Origin of the sequence: Rhodobacter capsulatus, assembly GCF_005144475.1 — a bacterium.
Lineage (GTDB): Bacteria > Pseudomonadota > Alphaproteobacteria > Rhodobacterales > Rhodobacteraceae > Rhodobacter > Rhodobacter capsulatus_C.
Map to the genome: position 1 here is coordinate 20,246 of NZ_SWJZ01000041.1, position 20,589 is coordinate 40,834.

Annotated in this window: 17 protein-coding genes and 1 tRNA gene; 6 read left to right on the forward strand and 12 right to left on the reverse strand. The window is 66.3% G+C overall.

From position 1 onward, the window contains the following. Window positions 1-151 precede the first annotated feature (151 nt). From FBT96_RS10365 to FBT96_RS10385, 5 genes are all read right to left on the reverse strand, one after another. Window positions 152-226, reverse strand: a tRNA-Glu gene (locus tag FBT96_RS10365). A 158-nt stretch (window positions 227-384) separates the two neighbouring features. After that, a complete protein-coding gene (gene recJ, locus FBT96_RS10370) occupies window positions 385-2,127 on the reverse strand; it encodes a single-stranded-DNA-specific exonuclease RecJ (RefSeq protein ID WP_136906358.1) in 1,743 nt (580 codons plus the stop codon). Between the two features lie 184 nt (window positions 2,128-2,311). Further along, the gene (gene glpX, locus FBT96_RS10375; protein ID WP_136906360.1) at window positions 2,312-3,277 is read right to left on the reverse strand and encodes a class II fructose-bisphosphatase; all 966 of its coding nucleotides are present in this window, start codon (window positions 3,275-3,277) and stop codon (window positions 2,312-2,314) included. Window positions 3,278-3,439: 162 nt separating this feature from the next. Next, a complete protein-coding gene (locus FBT96_RS10380) occupies window positions 3,440-4,738 on the reverse strand; it encodes a homoserine dehydrogenase (protein ID WP_136906362.1) in 1,299 nt (432 codons plus the stop codon). Between the two features lie 75 nt (window positions 4,739-4,813). Next, window positions 4,814-5,011 (reverse strand): hypothetical protein, encoded by a 198-nt coding sequence (locus tag FBT96_RS10385; protein WP_136906364.1) that lies wholly within the window; start codon window positions 5,009-5,011, stop codon window positions 4,814-4,816. A 96-nt stretch (window positions 5,012-5,107) separates the two neighbouring features. Here FBT96_RS10385 and FBT96_RS10390 point away from each other — a divergent pair, with 96 nt between their 5' ends. Further along, on the forward strand, window positions 5,108-5,695 hold the full coding sequence (locus tag FBT96_RS10390) for a TetR/AcrR family transcriptional regulator (RefSeq protein ID WP_136906366.1): 588 nt from the start codon (window positions 5,108-5,110) through the stop codon (window positions 5,693-5,695). A 15-nt stretch (window positions 5,696-5,710) separates the two neighbouring features. Here FBT96_RS10390 and FBT96_RS10395 read toward each other — a convergent pair whose 3' ends face one another. The 3 genes from FBT96_RS10395 to FBT96_RS10405 all read right to left on the reverse strand — a co-directional run bounded on the left by FBT96_RS10395 (window position 5,711) and on the right by FBT96_RS10405 (window position 8,857). Further along, window positions 5,711-6,343, reverse strand: a complete 633-nt coding sequence (locus FBT96_RS10395; protein ID WP_136906368.1) for a hypothetical protein — start codon at window positions 6,341-6,343, stop codon at window positions 5,711-5,713. A gap of 64 nt (window positions 6,344-6,407) precedes the next feature. Further along, entirely contained in the window at window positions 6,408-6,962 is a 555-nt protein-coding gene (locus FBT96_RS10400; RefSeq protein WP_136906370.1) for a TadE/TadG family type IV pilus assembly protein, read from the reverse strand. Between the two features lie 8 nt (window positions 6,963-6,970). Then, window positions 6,971-8,857, reverse strand: a complete 1,887-nt coding sequence (locus tag FBT96_RS10405) for a TadE/TadG family type IV pilus assembly protein (protein WP_136906372.1) — start codon at window positions 8,855-8,857, stop codon at window positions 6,971-6,973. A gap of 354 nt (window positions 8,858-9,211) precedes the next feature. Here FBT96_RS10405 and dnaG point away from each other — a divergent pair, with 354 nt between their 5' ends. From dnaG to FBT96_RS10420, 3 genes are all read left to right on the forward strand, one after another. Beyond that, the gene (gene dnaG / locus FBT96_RS10410) at window positions 9,212-11,152 is read left to right on the forward strand and encodes a DNA primase (protein WP_136906374.1); all 1,941 of its coding nucleotides are present in this window, start codon (window positions 9,212-9,214) and stop codon (window positions 11,150-11,152) included. 124 nt (window positions 11,153-11,276) lie between these two features. Continuing rightward, on the forward strand, window positions 11,277-13,301 hold the full coding sequence (rpoD, locus tag FBT96_RS10415) for an RNA polymerase sigma factor RpoD (RefSeq protein WP_136906376.1): 2,025 nt from the start codon (window positions 11,277-11,279) through the stop codon (window positions 13,299-13,301). 163 nt (window positions 13,302-13,464) lie between these two features. Next, on the forward strand, window positions 13,465-14,310 hold the full coding sequence (locus tag FBT96_RS10420) for a Hint domain-containing protein (RefSeq protein ID WP_136906378.1): 846 nt from the start codon (window positions 13,465-13,467) through the stop codon (window positions 14,308-14,310). 21 nt (window positions 14,311-14,331) lie between these two features. On the opposite strand, the gene pth is transcribed toward FBT96_RS10420, so the two are convergent. Together pth and FBT96_RS10430 are read right to left on the reverse strand one after the other, a co-directional pair. Continuing rightward, the gene (pth, locus tag FBT96_RS10425) at window positions 14,332-15,021 is read right to left on the reverse strand and encodes an aminoacyl-tRNA hydrolase (RefSeq protein WP_136906380.1); all 690 of its coding nucleotides are present in this window, start codon (window positions 15,019-15,021) and stop codon (window positions 14,332-14,334) included. Between the two features lie 178 nt (window positions 15,022-15,199). Further along, the gene (locus FBT96_RS10430) at window positions 15,200-15,799 is read right to left on the reverse strand and encodes a 50S ribosomal protein L25/general stress protein Ctc (protein WP_136906382.1); all 600 of its coding nucleotides are present in this window, start codon (window positions 15,797-15,799) and stop codon (window positions 15,200-15,202) included. Between the two features lie 230 nt (window positions 15,800-16,029). On the opposite strand from FBT96_RS10430, the gene FBT96_RS10435 reads away from it, so the two are divergent. Continuing rightward, a complete protein-coding gene (locus tag FBT96_RS10435) occupies window positions 16,030-17,181 on the forward strand; it encodes an MFS transporter (protein ID WP_169583377.1) in 1,152 nt (383 codons plus the stop codon). A gap of 30 nt (window positions 17,182-17,211) precedes the next feature. Here the strand turns inward: FBT96_RS10435 and FBT96_RS10440 are convergent, their stop codons facing one another. Together FBT96_RS10440 and trpA are read right to left on the reverse strand one after the other, a co-directional pair. After that, window positions 17,212-18,375 carry an alpha-hydroxy acid oxidase gene (locus tag FBT96_RS10440; RefSeq protein ID WP_136906386.1) on the reverse strand — a complete coding sequence of 388 codons (1,164 nt, stop codon included), beginning with the start codon at window positions 18,373-18,375 and terminating at the stop codon, window positions 17,212-17,214. Between the two features lie 173 nt (window positions 18,376-18,548). Further along, window positions 18,549-19,340, reverse strand: a complete 792-nt coding sequence (gene trpA / locus FBT96_RS10445; RefSeq protein WP_136906388.1) for a tryptophan synthase subunit alpha — start codon at window positions 19,338-19,340, stop codon at window positions 18,549-18,551. 148 nt (window positions 19,341-19,488) lie between these two features. On the opposite strand from trpA, the gene ychF reads away from it, so the two are divergent. After that, window positions 19,489-20,586 (forward strand): redox-regulated ATPase YchF, encoded by a 1,098-nt coding sequence (ychF, locus tag FBT96_RS10450; RefSeq protein WP_136906390.1) that lies wholly within the window; start codon window positions 19,489-19,491, stop codon window positions 20,584-20,586. The last annotated feature ends 3 nt before the right edge of the window (window positions 20,587-20,589 follow it).

Sequence of the window (20,589 nt, forward strand, 5' to 3'; positions counted from 1 at the left end):
GGGAATCCTGTCGCCGGGCCGGATGGGGGAGTTTTGCGGCGCAGGCACGCTTGCGGCGCGGCCGGGTCCGAGATCATCGAAATCCGGATACAAAACGACAAGACTTGCTTCGGGGAAGCAAGTCATCGCGGCGATGTTTGGGGGGTAGATTTGGCAGTCCGTAGGGGAGTCGAACCCCTCTTCCCAGGTTGAAAACCTGGTGTCCTAACCGATAGACGAACGGACCACCGTTGCCGCTTCAGCGCTGTGCTGCGCGGCGTGAGGGGTGTTTAGGCCAGGCGCCGGTGACTCGCAAGAGGGATTTTGCAGTTTTTCCAAACTTTCTGCGCGATCCCGGAAAAAACTTCAAAAAGAACAGGAAAACAGGGGGTTGAAGCGGCAGGGTCAGGCCCGCGCCGCATCATCAAGGCGCAGTTGCACCTTGGACCGGCCGCCCCAGCTGTCCAGTTCCAGCTTGCCCGCCAGATGAAACCGGCCCGCCCCTCCTGCGGACAGGGCCGGGCCCAGCGGACCATCGAAAGCGCCAAAGGCGATCGCGTCGAGCTTCGCGCCAAGCCCGTCGCCGAAACTGAGCCGCAGGTGGCTTTCGCCGATCCGCCGGGCGTTCAGGATCGCCATCGAGGCAAAGGCGAAGCGCGGCGAGGGCGCCGCCTGACCATAGGGACCGGCGCGGTCGAGATCCTCGATCAGCGCGGGTGTCGCCGCCCCGGGCATCAAGAGCCCGTCCAGCCGCAGATCCGCCGGGCCGCCCGCCCCCGCGCCCTGCCGCGCCAGAAGCTCGGAGAGCCGCGCCATCGCGGGCTCCAGCTGCGCCTCGGCCACCGTCAGACCCGCGGCCATGCGGTGCCCGCCGCCCTTGATCAGCAGCCCCTCGGCCGCGACGCGCTGCACCGCGGCGCCAAGATCGACGCCCGCCACCGAGCGCGCCGAGCCCTTGCCGATGCCGCCATCAAGCCCGATCACCACGGCGGGGCGGTTCGTCGCCTCCTTGAGCCGGGCGGCGACGATGCCGACGACGCCCGGATGCCAGCCCGCGCCCGCGGCCCAGACGAGCGGGCCGTCCAGCCCCCGGGCCTCCGCCTGCGCCAGCGCGGCGTCGCGGACGCGGTTCTCGATCTCGCGCCGCTCGGTGTTCAGCCGATCGAGCCGCTCGGCCAGCGCGGTCGCCTCGGTCGCGGTGTCGGTCGCAAGCAGGCGCGCGCCCAGATCGGCCGCGCCGATGCGTCCACCCGCATTGACGCGCGGCCCGAACAGAAAGCCAAGGTGATAGGCGGTCGGCGCCTTGTCGAGCCGGGCAACGTCGGACAGCGCCACCAGCCCCGGCCGCTCGCGCCGGGCCATGACCTTGAGGCCCTGCCGCACCAGCGCCCGGTTGACGCCCAGCAGCGGCGCCACATCGGCCACCGTCGCCAGCGCCACCAGATCGAGCATCGCCATCAGATCGGGGCCCTTGACGCCCTCGGCGCGCAGCTGCCGGTTCGCTTCCACCAGCATCAGGAACACCACCGAAGCGGCACAAAGATGGCCCAGATCGCCGGTCTCGTCCTGCCGGTTCGGGTTCACGCAGGCTGCCGCGGGCGGCAGGGTCTCGCCGCCCAGATGGTGATCAAGGATGACCACATCGGCAGGGGCGGCGGCCGCGACGGGCTCATGGCTGAGCGTGCCGCAATCGACGCAGACGATCAGCCCGTGATCGCGGCCAAGCGCCTGCATCGCGGGGACGTTCGGGCCGTAGCCCTCGTCGATGCGGTCGGGAATATAAAGCGTGGCGGTCTGGTTGAAGGCGCGCAGCCAGCAGATCAGCAGCGCCGCCGAGGCGCCGCCATCGACATCGTAATCGGCAAAGATCGCAATCTTCTCGCGGCTCTTCACCGCCCGCAAAAACCGCGCCGCGGCCTTTTCCATGTCCTTCAGCCGCTGCGGATCGGGCAGCAGATCGCGCAGGGTCGGTTCCAGAAACCCCGCCGCCTCCTCGGGCGTCACGCCGCGGGCGACCAGAACCCGGGCGAGCGGCAAGGGCAGACGGGTCGCTTGCGCCATCGCCTCGGCCAGACGGTCGGCTTCCAGGCTGGGGCCGACCCAGCGCCGTCCGGTCAGCGACGTATCGACATCGAGAAAACTGCTCATGGCGCAGCTCTAGCGAAAAACCGCAACGCCCGCCAGTGGCGGGCGGACGGGGGCGCCGCCCCCTCTTTGCCTGACGGCAAATTCACCCCCGGGATATTTCGGCCAAGGTGAAACGGATCTGCTTTCACCTTGGCCGAAATATCCTCGGGGGGTGTGGGGGGCAGACAGCCCCCCACGGCCGGGGTCAGCGGATCGGGTTGCGATAGATCACCCGGCGCACCGAGCCGGTTTTCGAGCGCATCAGGATCGTTTCGGTCTCGATGAATTTCGGGTTGCGCTTGACGCCATGCAGGATCGAGCCGTTCGTCACCCCGGTCGCGGCGAAGATCACGTCGGCGCGGACCATGTCGTCGCGGGCATAGATCTTGTCGAGATCGGTGATCCCGGCCTTTTTCGCCCGGCCGCGTTCGTCGTCGTTGCGGAACAAGAGCTTGCCCCACATCTGCCCGCCCATGCATTTGAGCGCCGAGGCCGCCAGAACGCCTTCCGGCGCGCCGCCCGAGCCCATGTAGATGTCGATGCCGGTCACGTCGGGTTCGGCGCAGTGGATGATGCCCGCGACGTCGCCATCGGTGATCAGCCGGATCGAGGCGCCGGTGGCGCGGACCTCGGCGATCAGCTCTTCGTGGCGCGGACGTTCCAGGATGCAGCAGGTGATGTCATGCGCCGCGCAGCCCTTGGCCTTGGCCAGCGCATGGATGCGCTCGGACGGCGACATGTCGAGGCTGACGACGTCCGTTTCGAACCCCGGCCCGATCGCCAGCTTTTCCATGTAGACGTCGGGCGCGTGCAGCAGCGTGCCGCGCGGCGCCATCGCGATCACCGTCAGCGCGTTCGGCATGTCTTTCGCCGTCAGCGTCGTGCCTTCGAGCGGGTCAAGCGCGATATCCACCGCCGGGCCTTCGCCGGTGCCGACTTCCTCGCCGATAAACAGCATCGGCGCCTCGTCGCGCTCGCCCTCGCCGATCACCACGACGCCGCGGATGTCGAGGATGTTGAGCTGCTCGCGCATCGCGTTCACGGCGGCCTGGTCGGCGGCCTTTTCGTCGCCGTGGCCGATCAGCCGGGCCGAGGCATGGGCCGCGGCTTCGGAGACGCGCGCAAGGCCGAGCGACAGCAGGCGATCATTGAAATCGGTGGGGGTGGTCATGGCAGTTCCTGTGCGTTTGGGTTGGCACAGCTAGGCCAGAGACGCGCCGCCTTGACAAGTCTGACAGCGCTAACGATCTGAAACCACGTTCAATCTGTCGAGAGCGGTGGCGGATCCCCGCCCGGGTCGGTGCGCAGATGCACCGCGCCGGGGCGGGTCCGGTCAGACTTCTTCGATCCGAAGCGCCACCGGATCGCCCAGCACGACGCCGGTGGCGGGCAGGGCCGCGATCGCCACGTCGATCGCATCGCGGGTGGTCTTGTGCGTCACGATCAGCACCGGGGCCGAGGTGTCCTCGTGGCCGTATTGGCGCATGCGGGAAATCGAGACGCCCGCCTCGCCCAGCACGGCGGCGACCTTGGCCAGCGCGCCGGGTTTGTCCATCAGCTCAAGGCGCAGGTAATAGGGCGCGGGGGCCGAAACCGCGGCCGGGATCGGATCGGCCAGGCTTGCCGCCGGTTGCCCGAAGGTCGGCAGGCGCAGCCCGCGCGCGATGTCGAGCACGTCGCCCATCACCGCCGAAGCCGTCGGGCCTTCGCCCGCCCCCGCGCCGCGCAAGACGATCTGGCCGACCGAGTCGCCCTCGATCACCACCATGTTGGTGCCGCCCTGCAGCTGGCCCAGCGGCGAGGCCGCGGGCACAAGGCAGGGCATCATCCGTTGTTCGAGGCCCCGGCCGGTCATCTGCGCCACGCCCAAAAGCTTGATCTTGTAGCCCATGTCACCGGCGCGGCGGATGTCGTCGATCGAGATGCAGCCGATGCCTTCCAGCACGACATTGGCAAAGCTGACCCTGGTGCCAAAGGCGATCGCGGCGAGGATCGAGAGCTTGTGGCCCGCGTCGATGCCGCCCACATCCAGTTGCGGGTCGGCTTCCAGATAGCCCAGTTGCCGGGCTTCTTCGAAGACCGTCTCATAGGGCAGGCCCGCGGTTTCCATCCGCGTCAGGATGTAGTTGCAGGTGCCGTTCATCACGCCCATGACGCGGCGGATCTGGTTGCCCGCCAGCCCCTCGGTCAGCGCCTTGATCACCGGAATGCCGCCCGCGACGGCGGCTTCAAAGCGGATCACCCGGCCCAGACCCTCGGCGAGTTCGGCCAAAGCCTGACCGTGATGCGCCAAAAGCGCCTTGTTCGCGGTGACGACATCCTTGCCCGCCTTCAGCGCGGCCTCGGTCGCGTCGCGGGCCGCGCCTTCGTGGCCGCCCATCACCTCGACCAGCACATCGACATCGTCGCGCAAAGCCAGCGCCACCGGGTCGGTTTCCCAGGCGTAGCCCGACAGATCGGCATCGCGGTTCTTGCTGCGGTCGCGGGCGGAAACGGCGGTGATCTCCACCGGGCGCCCGCTGCGCGCAGCCAGCAGATCGGCGTGACGCTGCACGATCTTCACCACGCCAATGCCGACGGTGCCAAGCCCCGCGATGCCAAGGCGAAGCGGTTGAGCGGCGGCGGCGGTCATGGGAACCTCATGCAGTTGGCGATCAGATGCGCCCTGTTAGCCTTTCGCGGCGCGCAAAGCAACGCGCGGCTTGCGTCACGGGGTCTCGGCGCGCAGGGCCTCGGCGCGGGCGCGCAGGGCTTCGGCCCGGGCCTCGAGCCCCGGCGCGGGCGAGGGCGAGAGCGGTTCCTCGACCAGAAGCGTCTCGGCGGGCACCAGGTTCGGGAAATCCACCCCGGGCGCGGCCGAACAGGCGGCAAGGGCAAGCGGCAGGATCAGGGCAGGGCGCAGCATGGGGGCTCCGGGTGATGTCGCGCCAGCATAAGGAGCCCGGCCGTCCGCCGCCAGAGCCGGTTTGATATTGAACATGTGTTCAGATAATCTGGGCGCATGGCACGCAAGACAGGGTCTCATTCCGAAATCACCGGGCCGCGCATCCGCGCCGAGGCCAGCCGGCTGTTTGCCCGGCACGGCTTTGCCGCGGTCTCGATGCGGCAGATCGCGGCGGCGGTGGGGGTGCAGGCGGGGGCGCTTTATCTGTATACCCCCGACAAGGAAGCGCTGCTCTTCGAGCTGCTGAAGACGCATATGGACGAGCTTTTGGCCGCCTGGGCCGCGGCGCCGCGCGGGCCGGGGGCGCTGGCGCGGCTGGAAACCTTCGTGCGCTTTCACATCCGTCACAACCTGCCCCGGGCCGAGGCGGTGTTCCTCAGCTACATGGAGCTGCGCAATCTCTCGGAGGGGAATTTCGCCGTCATCGAGGCGCTGCGCCGGGCCTATGAGACCGAGCTGGAGACGATCTTGCAGGCCGGTCAGGCCGAGGGGGTCTTTGCCCTGCCCGACACGAAACTGGCGAGCCTGGCGATCATCGCGATGCTGACCGGGGTCAATACCTGGTATCGCGAGGGCGGGCGGCTGAGCCGCGAGAGGATCGAGACGATCTATTGGGACATGGTGCGCAAGGCGGTCGGCGCCTGAGCGCCGGGGGCCGGATCAGCTGGCGTCGCTCCAGGTGTTGCGCACCCCGCGCGAGCGGGTGATGATGAAATTCGAAAACCGGAGCTGCGAGGACAGGCCCTGACGTGTCCAGGTGTTCCCGCCGTCCAGCGTCAGGGATTTCTGGCCGATGTCGAAGATCGGGTTGTAGCTGAGCGAGGTTTCCAGAATCACCGCGTAATCCCCCTCGGACATCAGCGGGATCCGGTCTTTTTCCGCATTGATCGTGGTGACCGTGTGCACCGGGGTCAGCGCCGTGGCCCAGGATTTTTCCAGCGCGAACTTGTTGCCGTTCCCGTCGCAATCGATCACGGTATTGGCGTTGTTGTCGCTGGGGCAATAGATGATGGTGACCCGAAGCCAGCTGCGGCTGGCATCGCTGTTCAGCATGAAATCCAGCATCCGCTTGGCCCCCGCCATGTAGGTGGGCCCGATCGGCGCCTCCTCGCGCGAGATCATGTCGGCGATCGTGTAGCTGGCCTTCAGCGCCTCGGACTTGGTGCGGAAGGCGTCGAGGAACTGAAACGCGATCGCATACCAGCCCAGGATGAGCAGGGCGCCCATCACCCCTTCGATCGGGATCGAGCCGCGCTCCTCGCGCAGGAGCTTGCGCAGACGCCGCATCAGCATGGCCGGGCCTCGCCGGTTCGGCACCAATCGTTCTGAACTGCGGAAGCTGCGGTCATGGCGGGCCCTACTGCGGTTCGTTGACAAAGGCGGTGGTCGCGATCAGGGCGTATTTGTCGCCGATATCATGGGCCAAGGCCCGCGACAGCGGGTTGAGCGTCTCCATCGGCGCGACGCGCAGACAGGCGCGCAGGATCATCAGCTGGCCCGAGACGCCGGGTTGAATGACCGGCGTTTCGGTTTCGGTGATCGCATCGGAACAGAGCACGCCCCGGCCGTTGATATCCGAGGACCACGTGGTCCTGTCGACCTGAAACACCTCGACGGTCAGATCCTCCATGCAATCGGGCAGGAAGGCGATGTTGCCGCAGATCGAGCGCTTGAGCTGGTCGTGGCTCGGCATCTCGGCCACGCCCAGCCGCAGGATCCGCGTGGTCAGATCGACGCCGCGATCCAGCAGGGTCTGCCGGACGCCCAGCACGCACAGCTCGACCGAGGCCACCATCATCATCACGAAGAACGGCATCCAGAACACGGCCGGGATCGAGGCCGCCCCCTCTTCGGAGCGCAGCCGGGCACCGATCCCCCGGAATGGCCGCAAGCTGAGGCGCAGGTGTGTCATCGCGGGCCTCAGTTCGTCAGCCGCAAGGAGGAGATCGAGGCGGCGATCGAGGCGAAGGCCGTCGACAGGTTGCTGCCCTGAACCGCGTAATAGTAGCTCGGCCCGCTGGAGCAGTATTCCAGCAGCGCCTTGCCCTCGCTCGGGGCATCGGCGGCGACGGAGAAAATGTAGACCCCCTTGCCCTTCGCCATGTCGCAAAGCTTCTTCGTCCGCGCGTCCTTGACGCCGGTATCGTAGACGGCATTCGCCATCAGGTCATATTGCGCCCCGGCGCTGCGGGCATAGGCCTTGCCGACAAGCCCCGCCACGGTGTTCAGGTTCCAGTTTTTCGTCTGGTAGAGATAATCATAGCTCACGTCATAGATCGGCGCTTCGGTGGTGACACTGACGGTGACGGTCTTCCTGCAGGTGTAGGTGCGCTGGGACGAGGTGGAGCTGGTCATCGTGCAGTCGCTGGTACCCACCGAGCAGCTGTTCCATTTCCATTGGCCGTAGGCGTTCTTGTATTGCGTGCAGGTCGCGGTCTGGACCTGCTGTTCCGAGGTGGTCTTGGTGATCGCACTGCGCGCGACCCAGGTGCCGGTCTCGTATTTGTAATAGGGCGCGCTGGTTTTCGAGGCGTCGTAATAATAGATCCCGCTTGCCGTCGTGGCCGAGGGGCCGAAGCTGCCGAGGCTGTTGACCCCGAGGGTCGACATGATCCCCGAAGCGCCGGTGCGATAGCCCGGCAGGGTCGAGAAGTTGGCGGTGTTCGCGCCGTCGGTCATCAGCACCAGCACCTTCATCGTGTCGCCGTCATAGTCGATCGGGCGCGGCTTGGTTTCCCGGAAAGCGCTGCTGACCGAGGTCATCTTGGCGACTTCATCCCGTGCCGAAGGGTCGAGCAGCGCCAGGCCCCATTTGGTGCCGACGTCGATCGAGGTCCAGCCGCCCGCGGTCAGCTTGTCGATGAGGCCCGTGGTGTCGGCGGCCAGAAATTTCGGGTCGCTGGACAGCGGAATCACGCGGTTCTGCGGGCTGTTCATGCAATTGTGCCAATCCTGCGAGGGATTGTTCGAGGTCGAACCGTTGCTGACGACGGTCGAGAGGCTGTCGGCGTATCTATAGGAACTGCCGTACATCGTCCGGGTCAGCGGCCCGGCGCCGTCGATCTGCATCGTGTTGTAGTCGCCAGCCACGAAATCGGCGCATTGCGGCATCGCGAAGCCGCTTCCGGTGACGCTGAAATCACTCGACAGGGTGTAGCCTGCCTGCATTTCCGAGCCCAGATAGACATTCGTGGAATAGGGCACGACGCTGACACTGGTGCGTCCGGCGGCCACGCCGTCATTCGACGAGGCGAAGACCGTGTTGATGAAGGTTTTCGCCGCGACCTGCAGGTGCTGGAACCGGGTCTTCGACTTCGTGCAGCTTCGGGTGCAGGAAGGGTCGTCCTTGACGTATTCCGTCATCGAGCCCGACAGGTCGAGCACGAGCGAGATCTCGACGTTGCCGACCGCCTGCATCGCCTGGGTGTCGCCGGTGGCGGCAAGGCTGTTCACCCCGAGCAGCGGCCCGAAGATCGTCGGCATGTCATCGTCCACCTCGACGGTGACGCGCCGCCATCCCAGCGCGATGCTGCCTTCGACCTTCGGGTTGAAGGACGAATCATTGGCGATGTAGTCCAGCCCGGCCTTGGTCAGGTAATCCTTCACCACCAGCTTCGGGTCGCGTTTTTGCGTCAGCGAGGCGGCGGCCAGCACCGCCCGGTCGATGGTGTTCTGGATCAGCGTGCGGCGTTCCTCGACCCGGACCAGATCGATCGCGATCCCGGTGGTGATCAGCATGAACAGGAAGATCTGCAGCGACAGGATGATCAGGGCGCCCTCCTCGTTGCGCACCAGCCGACGCAGCATTCCGCCGCCCCAGGCCTTCCCGCCCCGAGCCTTCCCGTCCCGACTGCCCAGTTTCATCGCGTGTCTCCGATCCGGTGCCCGTCCCGCCCCCGACTCGCGCAGGGGGGACTGTTCCATCTTTCTTCTTGCGCCGGAACCGGGCGGAAATGTGGCGCATCGGTGGCGCAGGGCGTTGATTGTGCAGGGATTTGAGACACTCTGCGCGGCGGCGGTGGCGGTGTCGCCCCGATCGGGACAATGTTTCCGGGGAACAGCGATTTTCTCGCCGCCGTTAGGGAGATGTTAATCTGTCAGGCGTAATGATTCGGCCTTGGGCCTCTCGACACCGGCGTTTCAAATCCCGATATAGGTGCCATGTCCCTGCCTCCCGGTTTCCTTGACGAATTGCGCAACCGCCTGCCGCTGTCGCAGGTGGTCGGCCGCAAGGTGATCTGGGATCCGCGCAAGTCGAACCGCGCCAAGGGCGATTTCTGGGCGCCCTGTCCGTTCCACACCGAAAAGTCGGCCTCGTTCCACGTCGATGACCGCAAGGGCTTCTATTACTGCTTCGGCTGCCACGCCAAGGGCGACGCCGTCGGCTTCGTGAAGGAAACCGAAAACGTCGGCTTCATCGAGGCGGTGGAGATCCTGGCGCGCGAAGCAGGCATGGTGATGCCCGCCCGCGATCCGCAGGCGGCGCAAAAGGCCGACCGGCGCACCGAACTGGTGCGGGTGATGGAAGAGGCGGTGAAGTGGTTCCGGCTGCAGCTGAACACCCAGGCGGGGGCGGGCGCGCGGGATTATCTGGCGCGCAGGCGGCTCGGGGCCTCGGCGCTCGAACGTTTCGAGATCGGCTTTGCCCCCGACAGCCGCAACGGCCTGTTTCAGGCCCTGACCGGCAAGGGCATCGCCCCGGATCTGATCGTCGATGCGGGGCTGTGCATCCGCCCCGACGACGGCGGCGCCCCCTATGACCGCTTCCGCGGCCGGATCATCTTTCCGATTCGCGACGCGCGGGGGCGGGCGATTTCGCTCGGTGGTCGGGCGATGGACCCGAATGCGCGGGCGAAATACCTCAACGGCCCGGAAACCGAGCTCTTCGACAAGGGCCGCAATCTTTACAACCTTGGCCCCGCGCGCGAGGCCTGCGGCAAGGGCAAGCCGCTGATCGTCGCCGAGGGCTATGTCGATGTGATCGCGCTGGTCGAGGCGGGCTTCACCGGCGCCGTCGCGCCGCTTGGTACGGCGATCACCGAAGACCAGCTGAAACTGATGTGGCGCATCGCCGACGAGCCGCTGATCGCGCTTGATGGCGATGCGGCCGGGCTGCGCGCCGGGCTGCGGCTGGTCGATCTGGCCCTGCCGCTGCTGGAAGCGGGCAAGGCCTTGCGCTTTGCCATCCTGCCCGGCGGGCAGGATCCGGACGAGCTGATCAAGGCCGAGGGCCGCGAGGCGATGGAAAAGGTTCTGGCCAGCGCCAGGCCGATGGTCGATCTGCTCTGGCAGCGCGAAACCGAGGGCAAGGTCTTCGACAGCCCCGAACGCAAGGCGGCGCTCGACAAGACCCTGCGCGCGGCGCTCAAGAAGATCGCCGATCCCTCGATCCGCGCCCATTACGGCGAGGATATCAAGCGGCTGCGCGAAGATCTGTTCGGTCTGGCCCGCGGCGGGCAGGCGCCGCGCTGGACCATGCCGCGCAACCCGGGCGCGGGCCCCCGCGGCGCGAAGCCGCCCGCCCTGCCGCTTTCGGCCACCCGGGCCTCGCTTCTGGCCTCGGCGGGCAGCGAGGCGGTGGCCGAACAGCTGCGCGAGACGATGATCATGGCGATCCTCTGCGCCCATCCCGCGCTGGTCGCCGAATTCGAAAGCCAGATCGAGCGGCTGCGCCTGTCCGATCCCGGCGTTGCCACGCTGCGCGACACGATGCTGATGCAGGCCGACCGGCCGCCCGCGGCTTTGGCCGAAGCTTTGGCGCGCGAAAACCCGGGGGTGCTTGAAACCCTGATGTCGCATCCCCATGTGCGCTCCGCCCCTCCGGTGCTGCGCCGCGACGACGGTGACTTTGCCCGCATGTGTCTGGCCGAGGAACTGGCCAAGTTGCAGGCGACGCGGGCGGTGCGGGCGGAAACCGAAGAAGCCGTGGAAGCTCTTGAAGGCCTGGCCGACGAGGGCGTGACCTGGCGGATCAGCCAAGCGACGAAAGCCTTTCACCGTGCCGGAAAGTCGAAACTTGAAGACAGCAGCGACCTTGGCGAGGACCGGGCCGCGATGTCACATTTCCTGCAGTCCCTGCTCGACAAGCACGGCGGCGGGTGAGAATTTCCGCCTTTGATTCGCCCCTGTGATTCGTCGCCGTGATTCGATAAAACGGCGAGAAACGATTCGACCCGCTGCGCGCCACCCCGTGCGCAGCCCCGATGCAGCCCGACGAGGAGCGCCCATGGCCGCCAAGGACATCGACGACACCAAGCCCGACACCGCCGCCGACGAGGACGCTTCCTTTGACATGAGCCAGGCCGCCGTCAAGCGGATGATCGGCGAGGCGAAGGAACGCGGCTACATCACCATCGACCAGCTCAACGCGGTGATGCCGCCCGAAACGGTCTCGGGCGAGCAGATCGAGGATGTGATGTCGATGCTGTCCGAAATGGGCATCAACGTCGTCGAGGGCGAGGAAGTCGAGGAAAGCGAAGGCGGCGAGGTCGTCGAGACCGGCTCCGGCTCGCGCGAGATCGCGGTGGCGGGCGCGGCGGGCGAGACGCTCGACCGCACCGACGACCCGGTGCGGATGTATCTGCGCGAGATGGGCTCGGTCGAGCTGCTCTCGCGCGAGGGCGAGATCGCCATCGCCAAGCGCATCGAGGCCGGCCGCAACACGATGATCGCCGGGCTGTGCGAAAGCCCGCTGACCTTCCAGGCGATCACGATCTGGCGCGACGAACTTCTGTCCGAAGAAATCCTGCTGCGCGACGTGATCGACCTTGAAGCCACTTTCGGCCGCTCGCTCGATGGCGACGAGGGTCTGGAAGGCATGGAGGGGATCGAAGGCCCGGTCGTCGAGGGGCTGGATCTGGAGGGCGCCGAAGGGGCCGCCGCCGCGCCGCGCCGTCCGGCCTCGGACGAGCCCGAATATGACGCCGACGGCAACCCGATCTCGCGCATCGACGAGGAAGAGGACGACGACGACAGCTCGAACATGAGCCTTGCCGCGATGGAGGCCGCGCTCAAGCCGAAGGTGCTCGAGACGCTGGAACTGATCGCGCGCGACTATGCCAAGCTCGCCGAGATGCAGGATCTGCGGATGTCGGCGACGCTGAACGAGGACGGCACCTTCACCGTCGCCGAAGAGGCCGCCTATCAGAAGCTGCGTTCGGAAATCGTGCTGCTGGTCAACGAGCTGCATCTGCACAACAACCGGATCGAGGCGCTGATCGACCAGCTTTACGGCATCAACCGCAAGATCATGTCGATCGACTCTGGCATGGTGAAGCTGGCCGATGCCGCGCGGATCAACCGGCGCGAGTTCATCGACGAATATCGCGGCTATGAACTTGATCCGACCTGGATGGACCGGATGGCGGCGAAACCCGCCCGCGCCTGGACGACGCTGTTCGAGAAAAGCCGCGACAAGCTGGAGGATCTGCGCTCGGAAATGGCGCAGGTCGGCCAATATGTCGGCGTCGACATCTCGGAATTCCGCCGCATCGTGAACCAGGTGCAGAAGGGCGAGAAAGAGGCCCGGCAGGCGAAGAAGGAAATGGTCGAGGCGAACCTGCGTCTCGTGATCTCGATCGCCAAGAAATACACCAACCGCGGGCTGCAATTCCTTGACCTCATTCAGGAAGGCAATATCGGTCTGATGAAGGCGGTGGACAAGTTCGAATACCGCCGCGGCTACAAGTTCTCGACCTATGCGACCTGGTGGATCCGGCAGGCGATCACCCGCTCGATCGCCGATCAGGCCCGGACGATCCGGATTCCGGTGCACATGATCGAGACGATCAACAAGCTGGTGCGGACCGGGCGGCAGATGCTGCATGAAATCGGCCGCGAGCCGACGCCGGAAGAGCTGGCCGAAAAGCTGCAGATGCCGCTGGAAAAGGTCCGCAAGGTGATGAAGATCGCCAAGGAGCCGATCAGCCTTGAAACGCCGATCGGCGACGAGGAAGACAGCCAGCTGGGCGATTTCATCGAGGACAAGAACGCGATCCTGCCGCTGGATTCCGCGATTCAGGAAAACCTCAAGGAAACCACGACGCGGGTTCTGGCCTCGCTCACGCCGCGCGAGGAACGGGTGCTGCGGATGCGCTTCGGCATCGGCATGAATACCGATCACACGCTGGAAGAGGTCGGCCAGCAGTTCAGCGTGACCCGCGAACGGATCCGGCAGATCGAGGCGAAGGCGCTGCGCAAGCTGAAACATCCGAGCCGGTCGCGGAAGTTGCGCAGCTTCCTGGATCAGTGAGCGGTCCGTCCCGCCTGTCTGCCGATGCGCCCTTTCGGGCGCATCTTCTTTTTTGCAAGCCCCGGTTGATTAGATACATTTCACACCTGCTTTTCGGATTTCGTCAACGGCGCCTTAACATTCTTGTCCCAGACTGGACTCGGTGGGAGATGGAGGGCGCAAGATGACTATGTTTCGGGATACGTTCGCCGATGTGTTTCATTTCGATGACCGCATGGCGACGACGGGGCAGAACATGCGGCGCACGGACGAGTTTCTCGATCTGGCGCAGGGGTTCTATGGCGAAACCGTGCTGCAGACCTCGCGCGGGTTGCGCCGGGTGTCGTCGATCCTTGAAGGCGAGAAGATGCGGACCTTCACCGGCGGTCTGGCCCCGGTGGTGACGGTCGAGCGGTTCCCGCTGGCGCGGTTGCGCCATCCGATGCCGCATCGGTTCTGGCCGCTCAACCTGCCTGCGGGTCTGTTTGGCAATCTGCGCAATCGCTTCGTCGCGCCCGAGCAATGCCTGCTGTTGCAAAGCGATCTGGCGGCGCGCGAACTGGGCAAAAGCCTGCTGCTGGTGCCCGCCAAGGTGATGGGACTGCTGCCGCAGGTGACCACGGTGAACCCGGGGCCGAAGGCGGTTCTGTATCGCTTCCTGTTCGAACGTCCCGAACTGGTGGTGACCGACCGCGGCGCGGTGATGCTGTGCGATATCGGCTCGATGTTCGACGATTGGGCCGATCTGGACCCGCATGACACCCTCGCCCATCTGCCCGAGGTCGCGGCGCTGCCCTTTGATGCGGCGGTCGATCTGATCCGCCGCGAAATCGCCCTTGATGGCGGGGTGGAGGCACATTTCGCCAAGCATCTCGCGCGGATGGAGGCGATCCGCAAGACGATGGGCGCGCAGGACATGCAGGCGACGAACCGGCCCGGCCCCGACGCCCGGCATATCGAGGTGATGACCGCCAGTTTGTCGGTGCTCAAGGGCCGCCGCAAGGGCATGGCGGCACGGATCTCTGCCTGAGCCGGGCGCGGGCCGCCGCGATCAGCGCTTGAAGCGATCTGCCAGCTTCTCGATCGGGCTTCGCGTGTCGGGCTCGGCGGCGGGGGTCGGCTTTGCGGCCGGGGCCGGAGTGCCCCCCGGTCTGGTTCCGGTCGAGGGCCGCGGCGGCGCCGTGCGCAGCGCCACCGCATTGAGGAATTTCGCCCCGTCGCCCGCAGCCAGCACCGCCGCGCCGTCCGAGATCCCCCGCATCAGATCGTCCAGCCAGACCGCCTCGGCCTTGGCAAAATCGCTCAGCACATAGCCCGCCACCCGGTCCTTGTCGCCGGGATGGCCGATGCCAAGCCGGACCCGCGCATAGGCCTCGCCCATGTGCTGATGGATCGAGCGCAGCCCGTTGTGGCCCGCATGGCCGCCGCCCTGCTTCAGCCGCAGCTTTCCGGGGGCAAGGTCAAGCTCGTCGTGAAAGACGGTGATCGCCTCGACCGGGATCTTGTAGAAATCCGCCGCCGCCCGCACCGACTGGCCCGAGAGGTTCATGAAGGTCTCGGGCTTGAGGAGGATCACCCGGGTCGCGCCGAAGCGGCCCTCGCTCACATGGCCTTGAAACGCCTTTTTCCAAGGCGCGAAGCCGTGATCGGCGGCGATGCGGTCGACCGCCATGAAGCCGATGTTGTGCCGGTTCGCGGCATATTTCGCCCCCGGATTGCCAAGGCCGACCCAAAGTTGCATCGCATCGCTCCTGTCGCGCGTCCCGGCCCGAGCGGGCGGGGGCCAGCCCCCGCACCCCCGGGATATTTATGGCAAGATAAAGGGGGGCCGATTTATCTTGCCATAAATATCCCCGCCGGAGGCTCAAAGTGAAACGCCGGGCAAAGGCCCGGCGTTTCCCGTTTCCTTGCGGAAAGGATCACTCTTCGGCGTGATCGGCCGAAACGAGGCCCGAGGGCGCAGCGATATTGGCAACGACGAAGTTGCGGTCGATCGTGGGCTTGCAGCCTTCCGGCAGCGGGATGTCCTGGATGTGGATCACGTCGCCGATGTTGCGGCCGGTCAGGTCGACGGTGATGTGATCCGGAATGTCCCCGGCGAGCACTTCGAGTTCGACTTCCGGACGCACGATGGTCAGGGTGCCGCCACGCTTCAGCCCCGGCGAGGCTTCGGCGTTGTCGAAGTTCACGTGGATGAACAGGTTGATGCGCGAGGCGCGGTGGGTGCGCATGAAGTCGATGTGGGTCGGAAGATCCTTCACCACGTCTTTCTGCACGCCGCGGCAGATCACGCGGACGTCGTCCTGCCCGTCGATGTGCAGGTTGAACAGCGTCGACAGGAACCGACCCTTGCGCAGGCGGGTCAGCAGCTTGTTGTAGTCGAGGTTGATGGCCAGCGGCTCCTTGCCGTCGCCATAAACGATCCCGGGAACCTTGCCCTCACGACGTGCTGCGCGAGCGGCCCCCTTGCCCGTCCCCGTGCGCACCTCGGCTACGAGAGTTTCGATCTCTTTCGCCATTTGCGTATCTCCAATGCAAAATGGGGCCCCCTCCAAGGGTGGGGCCCATGAGCGCGTGGAAGTAAAGCGGAAGCCCGCGCTTGTCCAGAAGATTCGCGCCTTGTTTTGCAGGGGTTTCATCACGCTTTGGTAACAGCCCCGGCGAAACCGTGCCGATGCCTGCCCCCCGGGGAGTGGGCGCGGGCCGCAGGCTGTGTTACCCGGTTTCAAAGCGGTTTGAGGGGACGGGAATGGCATTGCGGCAGGTGGCCCGGGTCAGCCGGGCGACGGGGATCGGGCTTTGTGCGCTGGGGGTGTTCTGGGGCGCTTTCGCGGCGCAGATGCCCGAATTCAAGATGCGCGCGGGGGTCGAGGACGGGCTTTTCGGCGTGCTCTTGCTGGGCTCGGCGGTGGGGGGCATGGCGGCGATGGCGCTGGCGCCGCAGATCGGCCGCTGGCTTGGCCTGCGCATCCTGCCGCTGGCCGGGGCGTTTCTGGCGCTCGCGGCGCTGATGCCGCTTCTCATCCAGTCGGGTCCGACGCTTGCGCTGGCGCTGGTCGTCATGGGCGTGGCGATGTCGAGCCTTGATCTGGCGGCGAATGTGCGGATTTCCGAGCTGGAGCACGACACCGGCCTGCCGCTGATGAACTGGAACCATGCGCTGTTTTCGGCGGGCTTTGCGGTCTCGGCGCTTCTGGCCGGGATGGCGCGGCGGGCGGGCCTTGCGCCCGAGGCGGTGCAGCCGGTGCTGGCGCTTGTCCTTGTCGCGATGGCCGCGGCGATGCTCGAGGCGCGGCGGGCGCCCGCCAGTGCCGAGGACGCCGAGGCCAAGGCCGCCGCCCGCACGCCCTGGGCCGCGGCGCTGGCGGCGGCGGCGATCCTGTTCGCGGCTTTCGTCGCCGAGAACGCCACCGAGACCTGGTCGGCGCTGCATATCGAGCGCAATCTGGGCGGTGCCCCGGGCGAGGGCGCCTTTGGCCCGGCGATGCTCGGCCTGACGATGGCGGCGGGGCGCTTTGGCGGGCAACTGCTGGCCGCGCGGCTGGGCGAGGCGCGTCTGGTGGCGCTGTCCGCGGTGCTGGGCTGCCTTGGCGCGCTCGTCACCGCTGCGGCCCCGGTGCAGGCGCTTGCCGTTCTGGGCATCGGCATGATCGGCATGGGCGTCGCGGTCGTCGTGCCCTCGGCCAATTCGCTTCTGGGGCAACGGGTTGCGCCTTCAGAGCGCGCCTTGGCGATTTCGCGCGCCTGGATGATCGGCTTCACCGGCTTCTTCATCGGTCCGGTGGTGATGGGGGCGCTCGCGCAGGGCTTCGGTCTGCGCGCGGCCTTTGTCGCGGTGGCGCTGATCCTTGCGGCGATCCTGCCCGGGCTTTGGGCGCTGAGGCGGATCCGGCGGTCCTGAGGGCCCGGGCGCACCCCGGGCCGCAGTCTGTCAGCGATAGGTGGTAAAGAACCCCTCGGGCACCAGAAGATTGTCGCGGCGCAGATCCTGCACCCGCTTCTCGCCGCACAGCGCCATCGAGATGTCGAGCTCCTTGCGCATCACCTCAAGCGCCCGGGTCACCCCCGCCTCGCCCATCGCGCCCAGCCCGTGCACATAGGCGCGGCCGATCATCGTGCCCGTGGCGCCCAGCGCCAAGGCCTTCAGGATGTCCTGACCCGAGCGGATGCCGCTGTCGAGCCAGACTTCCGTCTTGTCGCCCACCGCCGCGACGATCTCGGGCAGCATGCGGATGGAGGATAGCGCGCCATCGAGCTGCCGCCCGCCATGGTTCGAGACGATGATCGCATCGGCGCCGAAATCGGCGGCGGCGCGGGCGTCCTCGGCATCCAGAATGCCTTTCAGGATGAACTTGCCGCCCCATTGGTCGCGGATGCGCGCGATCTTTTTCCAATCCAGACAGGGGTCGAACTGCTCCGAGGTCCAGCTCATCAGCGAGGCCGCATCGCCCACCCCCTTGGCATGGCCGACGATATTGCCAAAGAACCGGCGCGGCGTGGCCAGCATCTCGCGGCCCCAGGTCAGCTTCGTCGCCATGTCGAGCAGGTTCGCCGGCGTCAGCTTCGGCGGCGCGGTCAGGCCATTCTTCAGATCCTTGTGGCGCTGGCCCAGAATCTGCAGATCCAGCGTCAGCACCAGCGCCGAACAGCGCGCCGTCTTCGCCCGCTCGAGGATCGCATCGACGAAATCCTCGTCGCGCATCACGTAAAGCTGGAACCAGAACGGATCGGGGGATTGCGCCGCCACATCCTCGATCGAACAGATCGACATGGTCGAAAGCGTGAACGGCACGCCGAATTTCGCCGCCGCCCGCGCCGCCTTGATCTCGCCATCGGCGCGCTGCATCCCCAGAAGTCCGACCGGCGCCAAGGCGACCGGCATCGCCACCTTCTGCCCCGCCATCGTGGTCGCGACCGAGCGGCCGGACATGTCCACCGCCACCTTCTGCCGCAACCGGATCTGCGCGAAATCCGTCGTGTTCTCGCGGAAAGTCTGCTCGGTATAAGAGCCGCTTTCGCAGTAATCATAGAACATCTTCGGCGTGCGCTTGCGGTGCAATGCCTTCAGATCGTCAATGCAGGTGATGACGGTCACGGGGTCCCTCCTCCAAGTGGTCAAGTGAACTTACCAATTTTCAGGAAGATTGCAAGCAACTGGTCAAGCGAAAGCCGGGCGAAAAGCGGCCTGCTTTCACCTTGGGGCAAATATCCCGGGGGGAGTCCGCAGGACGGGGGGCAGCGCCCCCCGCGCCTTGGCAGAAGGGGCGCTCAGGCCGAATGCGCGCCCGCGGCCAGCGCCGCGACGGTGGTCAGCACTTCGGCCGGGCTTTTCCCCGCGCCGATCTCCTTGACGATGGCCGAGCCGACGACGCAGCCATCGGCCACCGCGGCAATCGTCCGCGCCGCCTCGGGGGTCGCGATGCCGAAACCGACGATCAGCGGCAGATCGGTCGCCGCCTTGATCCGCGCCACTTCCGGCGCGACATCATTCACCTGCGCGGCTTGCGAGCCGGTGATGCCGGTGACCGACACGTAATAGACAAATCCCGAGGTGTTCTGCAGCACCTTCGGCAGGCGCTTGTCATCGGTCGTCGGCGTCGCCAGCCGGATGAAGTTGATCCCGGCCTCGGCCGCCGGGATGCACAGCTCGCCATCCTCTTCGGGCGGCAGATCGACGACGATCAGCCCGTCGATCCCCGCCTCTTTCGCGTCTTTCAGAAACGTCTGAACGCCGCGATTGTAGATCGGGTTGTAATAGCCCATCAGCACGATCGGCGTCGTGTCATCGGTCTTGCGAAACGCCGCCACCATCTCGAGCGTCCGCTGCAGCGTCTGCCCGCCCTCCAGCGCGCGTTGCCCCGCCAGCTGGATCGTCGTGCCATCGGCCATCGGATCGGTGAAGGGCAGGCCCAGTTCGATCACATCCACCCCCGCCGCGGGCAGGCCTTTCAGGATCTCGGCCGAGGTCGCCTGATCCGGGTCGCCCGCCATGATATAGGCGACGAAGGCTTTCTTGCCCTCGGCCTTCAGGGCGGCGAATTTGGCGTCGATGCGAGTCATGGCGGTCCCCTTCGGATGTCCGTGCGGGTTTGCGGGAAGCGGCGCGGAAAATCAATGGCGAAAGGGCCGCGGCCTGCTTTGGCGGCCTGCAAGCTTGCGCGCACAGCGCGGGCCGCGTATGAGGCGCGAAACAATTCAGGAGTGTGCCATGGGCTTTCGCATGGGGATCGTGGGTCTTCCCAACGTCGGCAAATCGACGCTGTTCAACGCGCTGACGAAAACCGCCGCGGCGCAGGCGGCGAACTTCCCCTTTTGCACCATCGAGCCGAATGTCGGCGAGGTGGCCGTGCCCGATCCGCGCCTGGACACCCTGGCCGAGATTGCAGGCTCAAAGCAGATCATCCCGACGCGGATGACCTTTGTCGATATCGCGGGCCTCGTGAAGGGCGCCTCGAAGGGCGAAGGGCTGGGGAACCAGTTCCTCGCCAACATCCGCGAGACCGACGCCATCGCCCATGTGCTGCGCTGTTTCGAAGACGGCGACGTCACCCATGTCGAAGGCCGCGTCGATCCCTTGGCCGATGCCGAGACGATCGAGACCGAGCTGATGATTGCCGATCTGGAAAGCCTGGAAAAGCGGCTGAACAACATCGCGCGCAAGATCAATGCGGGCGACAAGCAGGCCAAGGAAGACGCGCGGCTGATGCTCGCCGCGAAAGAGGCGCTGGAAGCGGGCCGCCCGGCGCGCACGGTCAAGATCGTCGAAGATGACCGCAAGGCCTGGGGGATGCTGCAGCTTCTGACCGCGAAACCGGTGCTTTACGTCTGCAACGTCGAGGAAGAAAACGCGGCCTCGGGCAATGCGCAATCCGCGCGCGTGGCCGAGATGGCGCGGGAAAGCGGCGCGGCGACGGTGGTGATTTCGGCGAAGATCGAGGAAGAGATCAGCCAGCTCGCCGCCGACGAAGCGACGATGTTCCTTGAGGAACTGGGCCTGCATGAAGCGGGGCTGGATCGGCTGATCCGCGCCGGTCACGACCTTCTGGGCCTGCAGACCTATTTCACCGTCGGCCCGAAAGAGGCGCGCGCCTGGACGATCCGCAAGGGCACGCTGGCCCCTGCCGCCGCGGGCGTCATCCACGGCGACTTTGAGCGTGGCTTCATCCGCGCCGAAACCGTCGCCTATGACGATTACGTGCAATACCGCGGCGAGAGCGGCGCGAAAGAGGCGGGCAAGTTCCGCGTCGAGGGCAAGACTTACGAAGTGCAGGACGGCGACGTGCTGCACTTCCTGTTCAACGCCTGACCC

What these genes read in the sequence shown, in the direction of transcription:
- FBT96_RS10435 (WP_169583377.1), top strand. Translation starts at nt 16,030, where the DNA reads ATGGCATTGCGGCAGGTGGCCCGGGTCAGCCGGGCGACGGGGATCGGG.
- trpA (WP_136906388.1), bottom strand. Translation starts at nt 19,340, where the DNA reads ATGACTCGCATCGACGCCAAATTCGCCGCCCTGAAGGCCGAGGGCAAG.
- FBT96_RS10390 (WP_136906366.1), top strand. Translation starts at nt 5,108, where the DNA reads ATGGCACGCAAGACAGGGTCTCATTCCGAAATCACCGGGCCGCGCATC.
- FBT96_RS10420 (WP_136906378.1), top strand. Translation starts at nt 13,465, where the DNA reads ATGACTATGTTTCGGGATACGTTCGCCGATGTGTTTCATTTCGATGAC.
- ychF (WP_136906390.1), top strand. Translation starts at nt 19,489, where the DNA reads ATGGGCTTTCGCATGGGGATCGTGGGTCTTCCCAACGTCGGCAAATCG.
- FBT96_RS10385 (WP_136906364.1), bottom strand. Translation starts at nt 5,011, where the DNA reads ATGCTGCGCCCTGCCCTGATCCTGCCGCTTGCCCTTGCCGCCTGTTCG.
- rpoD (WP_136906376.1), top strand. Translation starts at nt 11,277, where the DNA reads ATGGCCGCCAAGGACATCGACGACACCAAGCCCGACACCGCCGCCGAC.
- dnaG (WP_136906374.1), top strand. Translation starts at nt 9,212, where the DNA reads ATGTCCCTGCCTCCCGGTTTCCTTGACGAATTGCGCAACCGCCTGCCG.
- FBT96_RS10400 (WP_136906370.1), bottom strand. Translation starts at nt 6,962, where the DNA reads ATGACACACCTGCGCCTCAGCTTGCGGCCATTCCGGGGGATCGGTGCC.
- FBT96_RS10430 (WP_136906382.1), bottom strand. Translation starts at nt 15,799, where the DNA reads ATGGCGAAAGAGATCGAAACTCTCGTAGCCGAGGTGCGCACGGGGACG.
- pth (WP_136906380.1), bottom strand. Translation starts at nt 15,021, where the DNA reads ATGCAACTTTGGGTCGGCCTTGGCAATCCGGGGGCGAAATATGCCGCG.
- glpX (WP_136906360.1), bottom strand. Translation starts at nt 3,277, where the DNA reads ATGACCACCCCCACCGATTTCAATGATCGCCTGCTGTCGCTCGGCCTT.
- FBT96_RS10405 (WP_136906372.1), bottom strand. Translation starts at nt 8,857, where the DNA reads ATGCTGCGTCGGCTGGTGCGCAACGAGGAGGGCGCCCTGATCATCCTG.
- FBT96_RS10380 (WP_136906362.1), bottom strand. Translation starts at nt 4,738, where the DNA reads ATGACCGCCGCCGCCGCTCAACCGCTTCGCCTTGGCATCGCGGGGCTT.
- recJ (WP_136906358.1), bottom strand. Translation starts at nt 2,127, where the DNA reads ATGAGCAGTTTTCTCGATGTCGATACGTCGCTGACCGGACGGCGCTGG.
- FBT96_RS10395 (WP_136906368.1), bottom strand. Translation starts at nt 6,343, where the DNA reads ATGCTGATGCGGCGTCTGCGCAAGCTCCTGCGCGAGGAGCGCGGCTCG.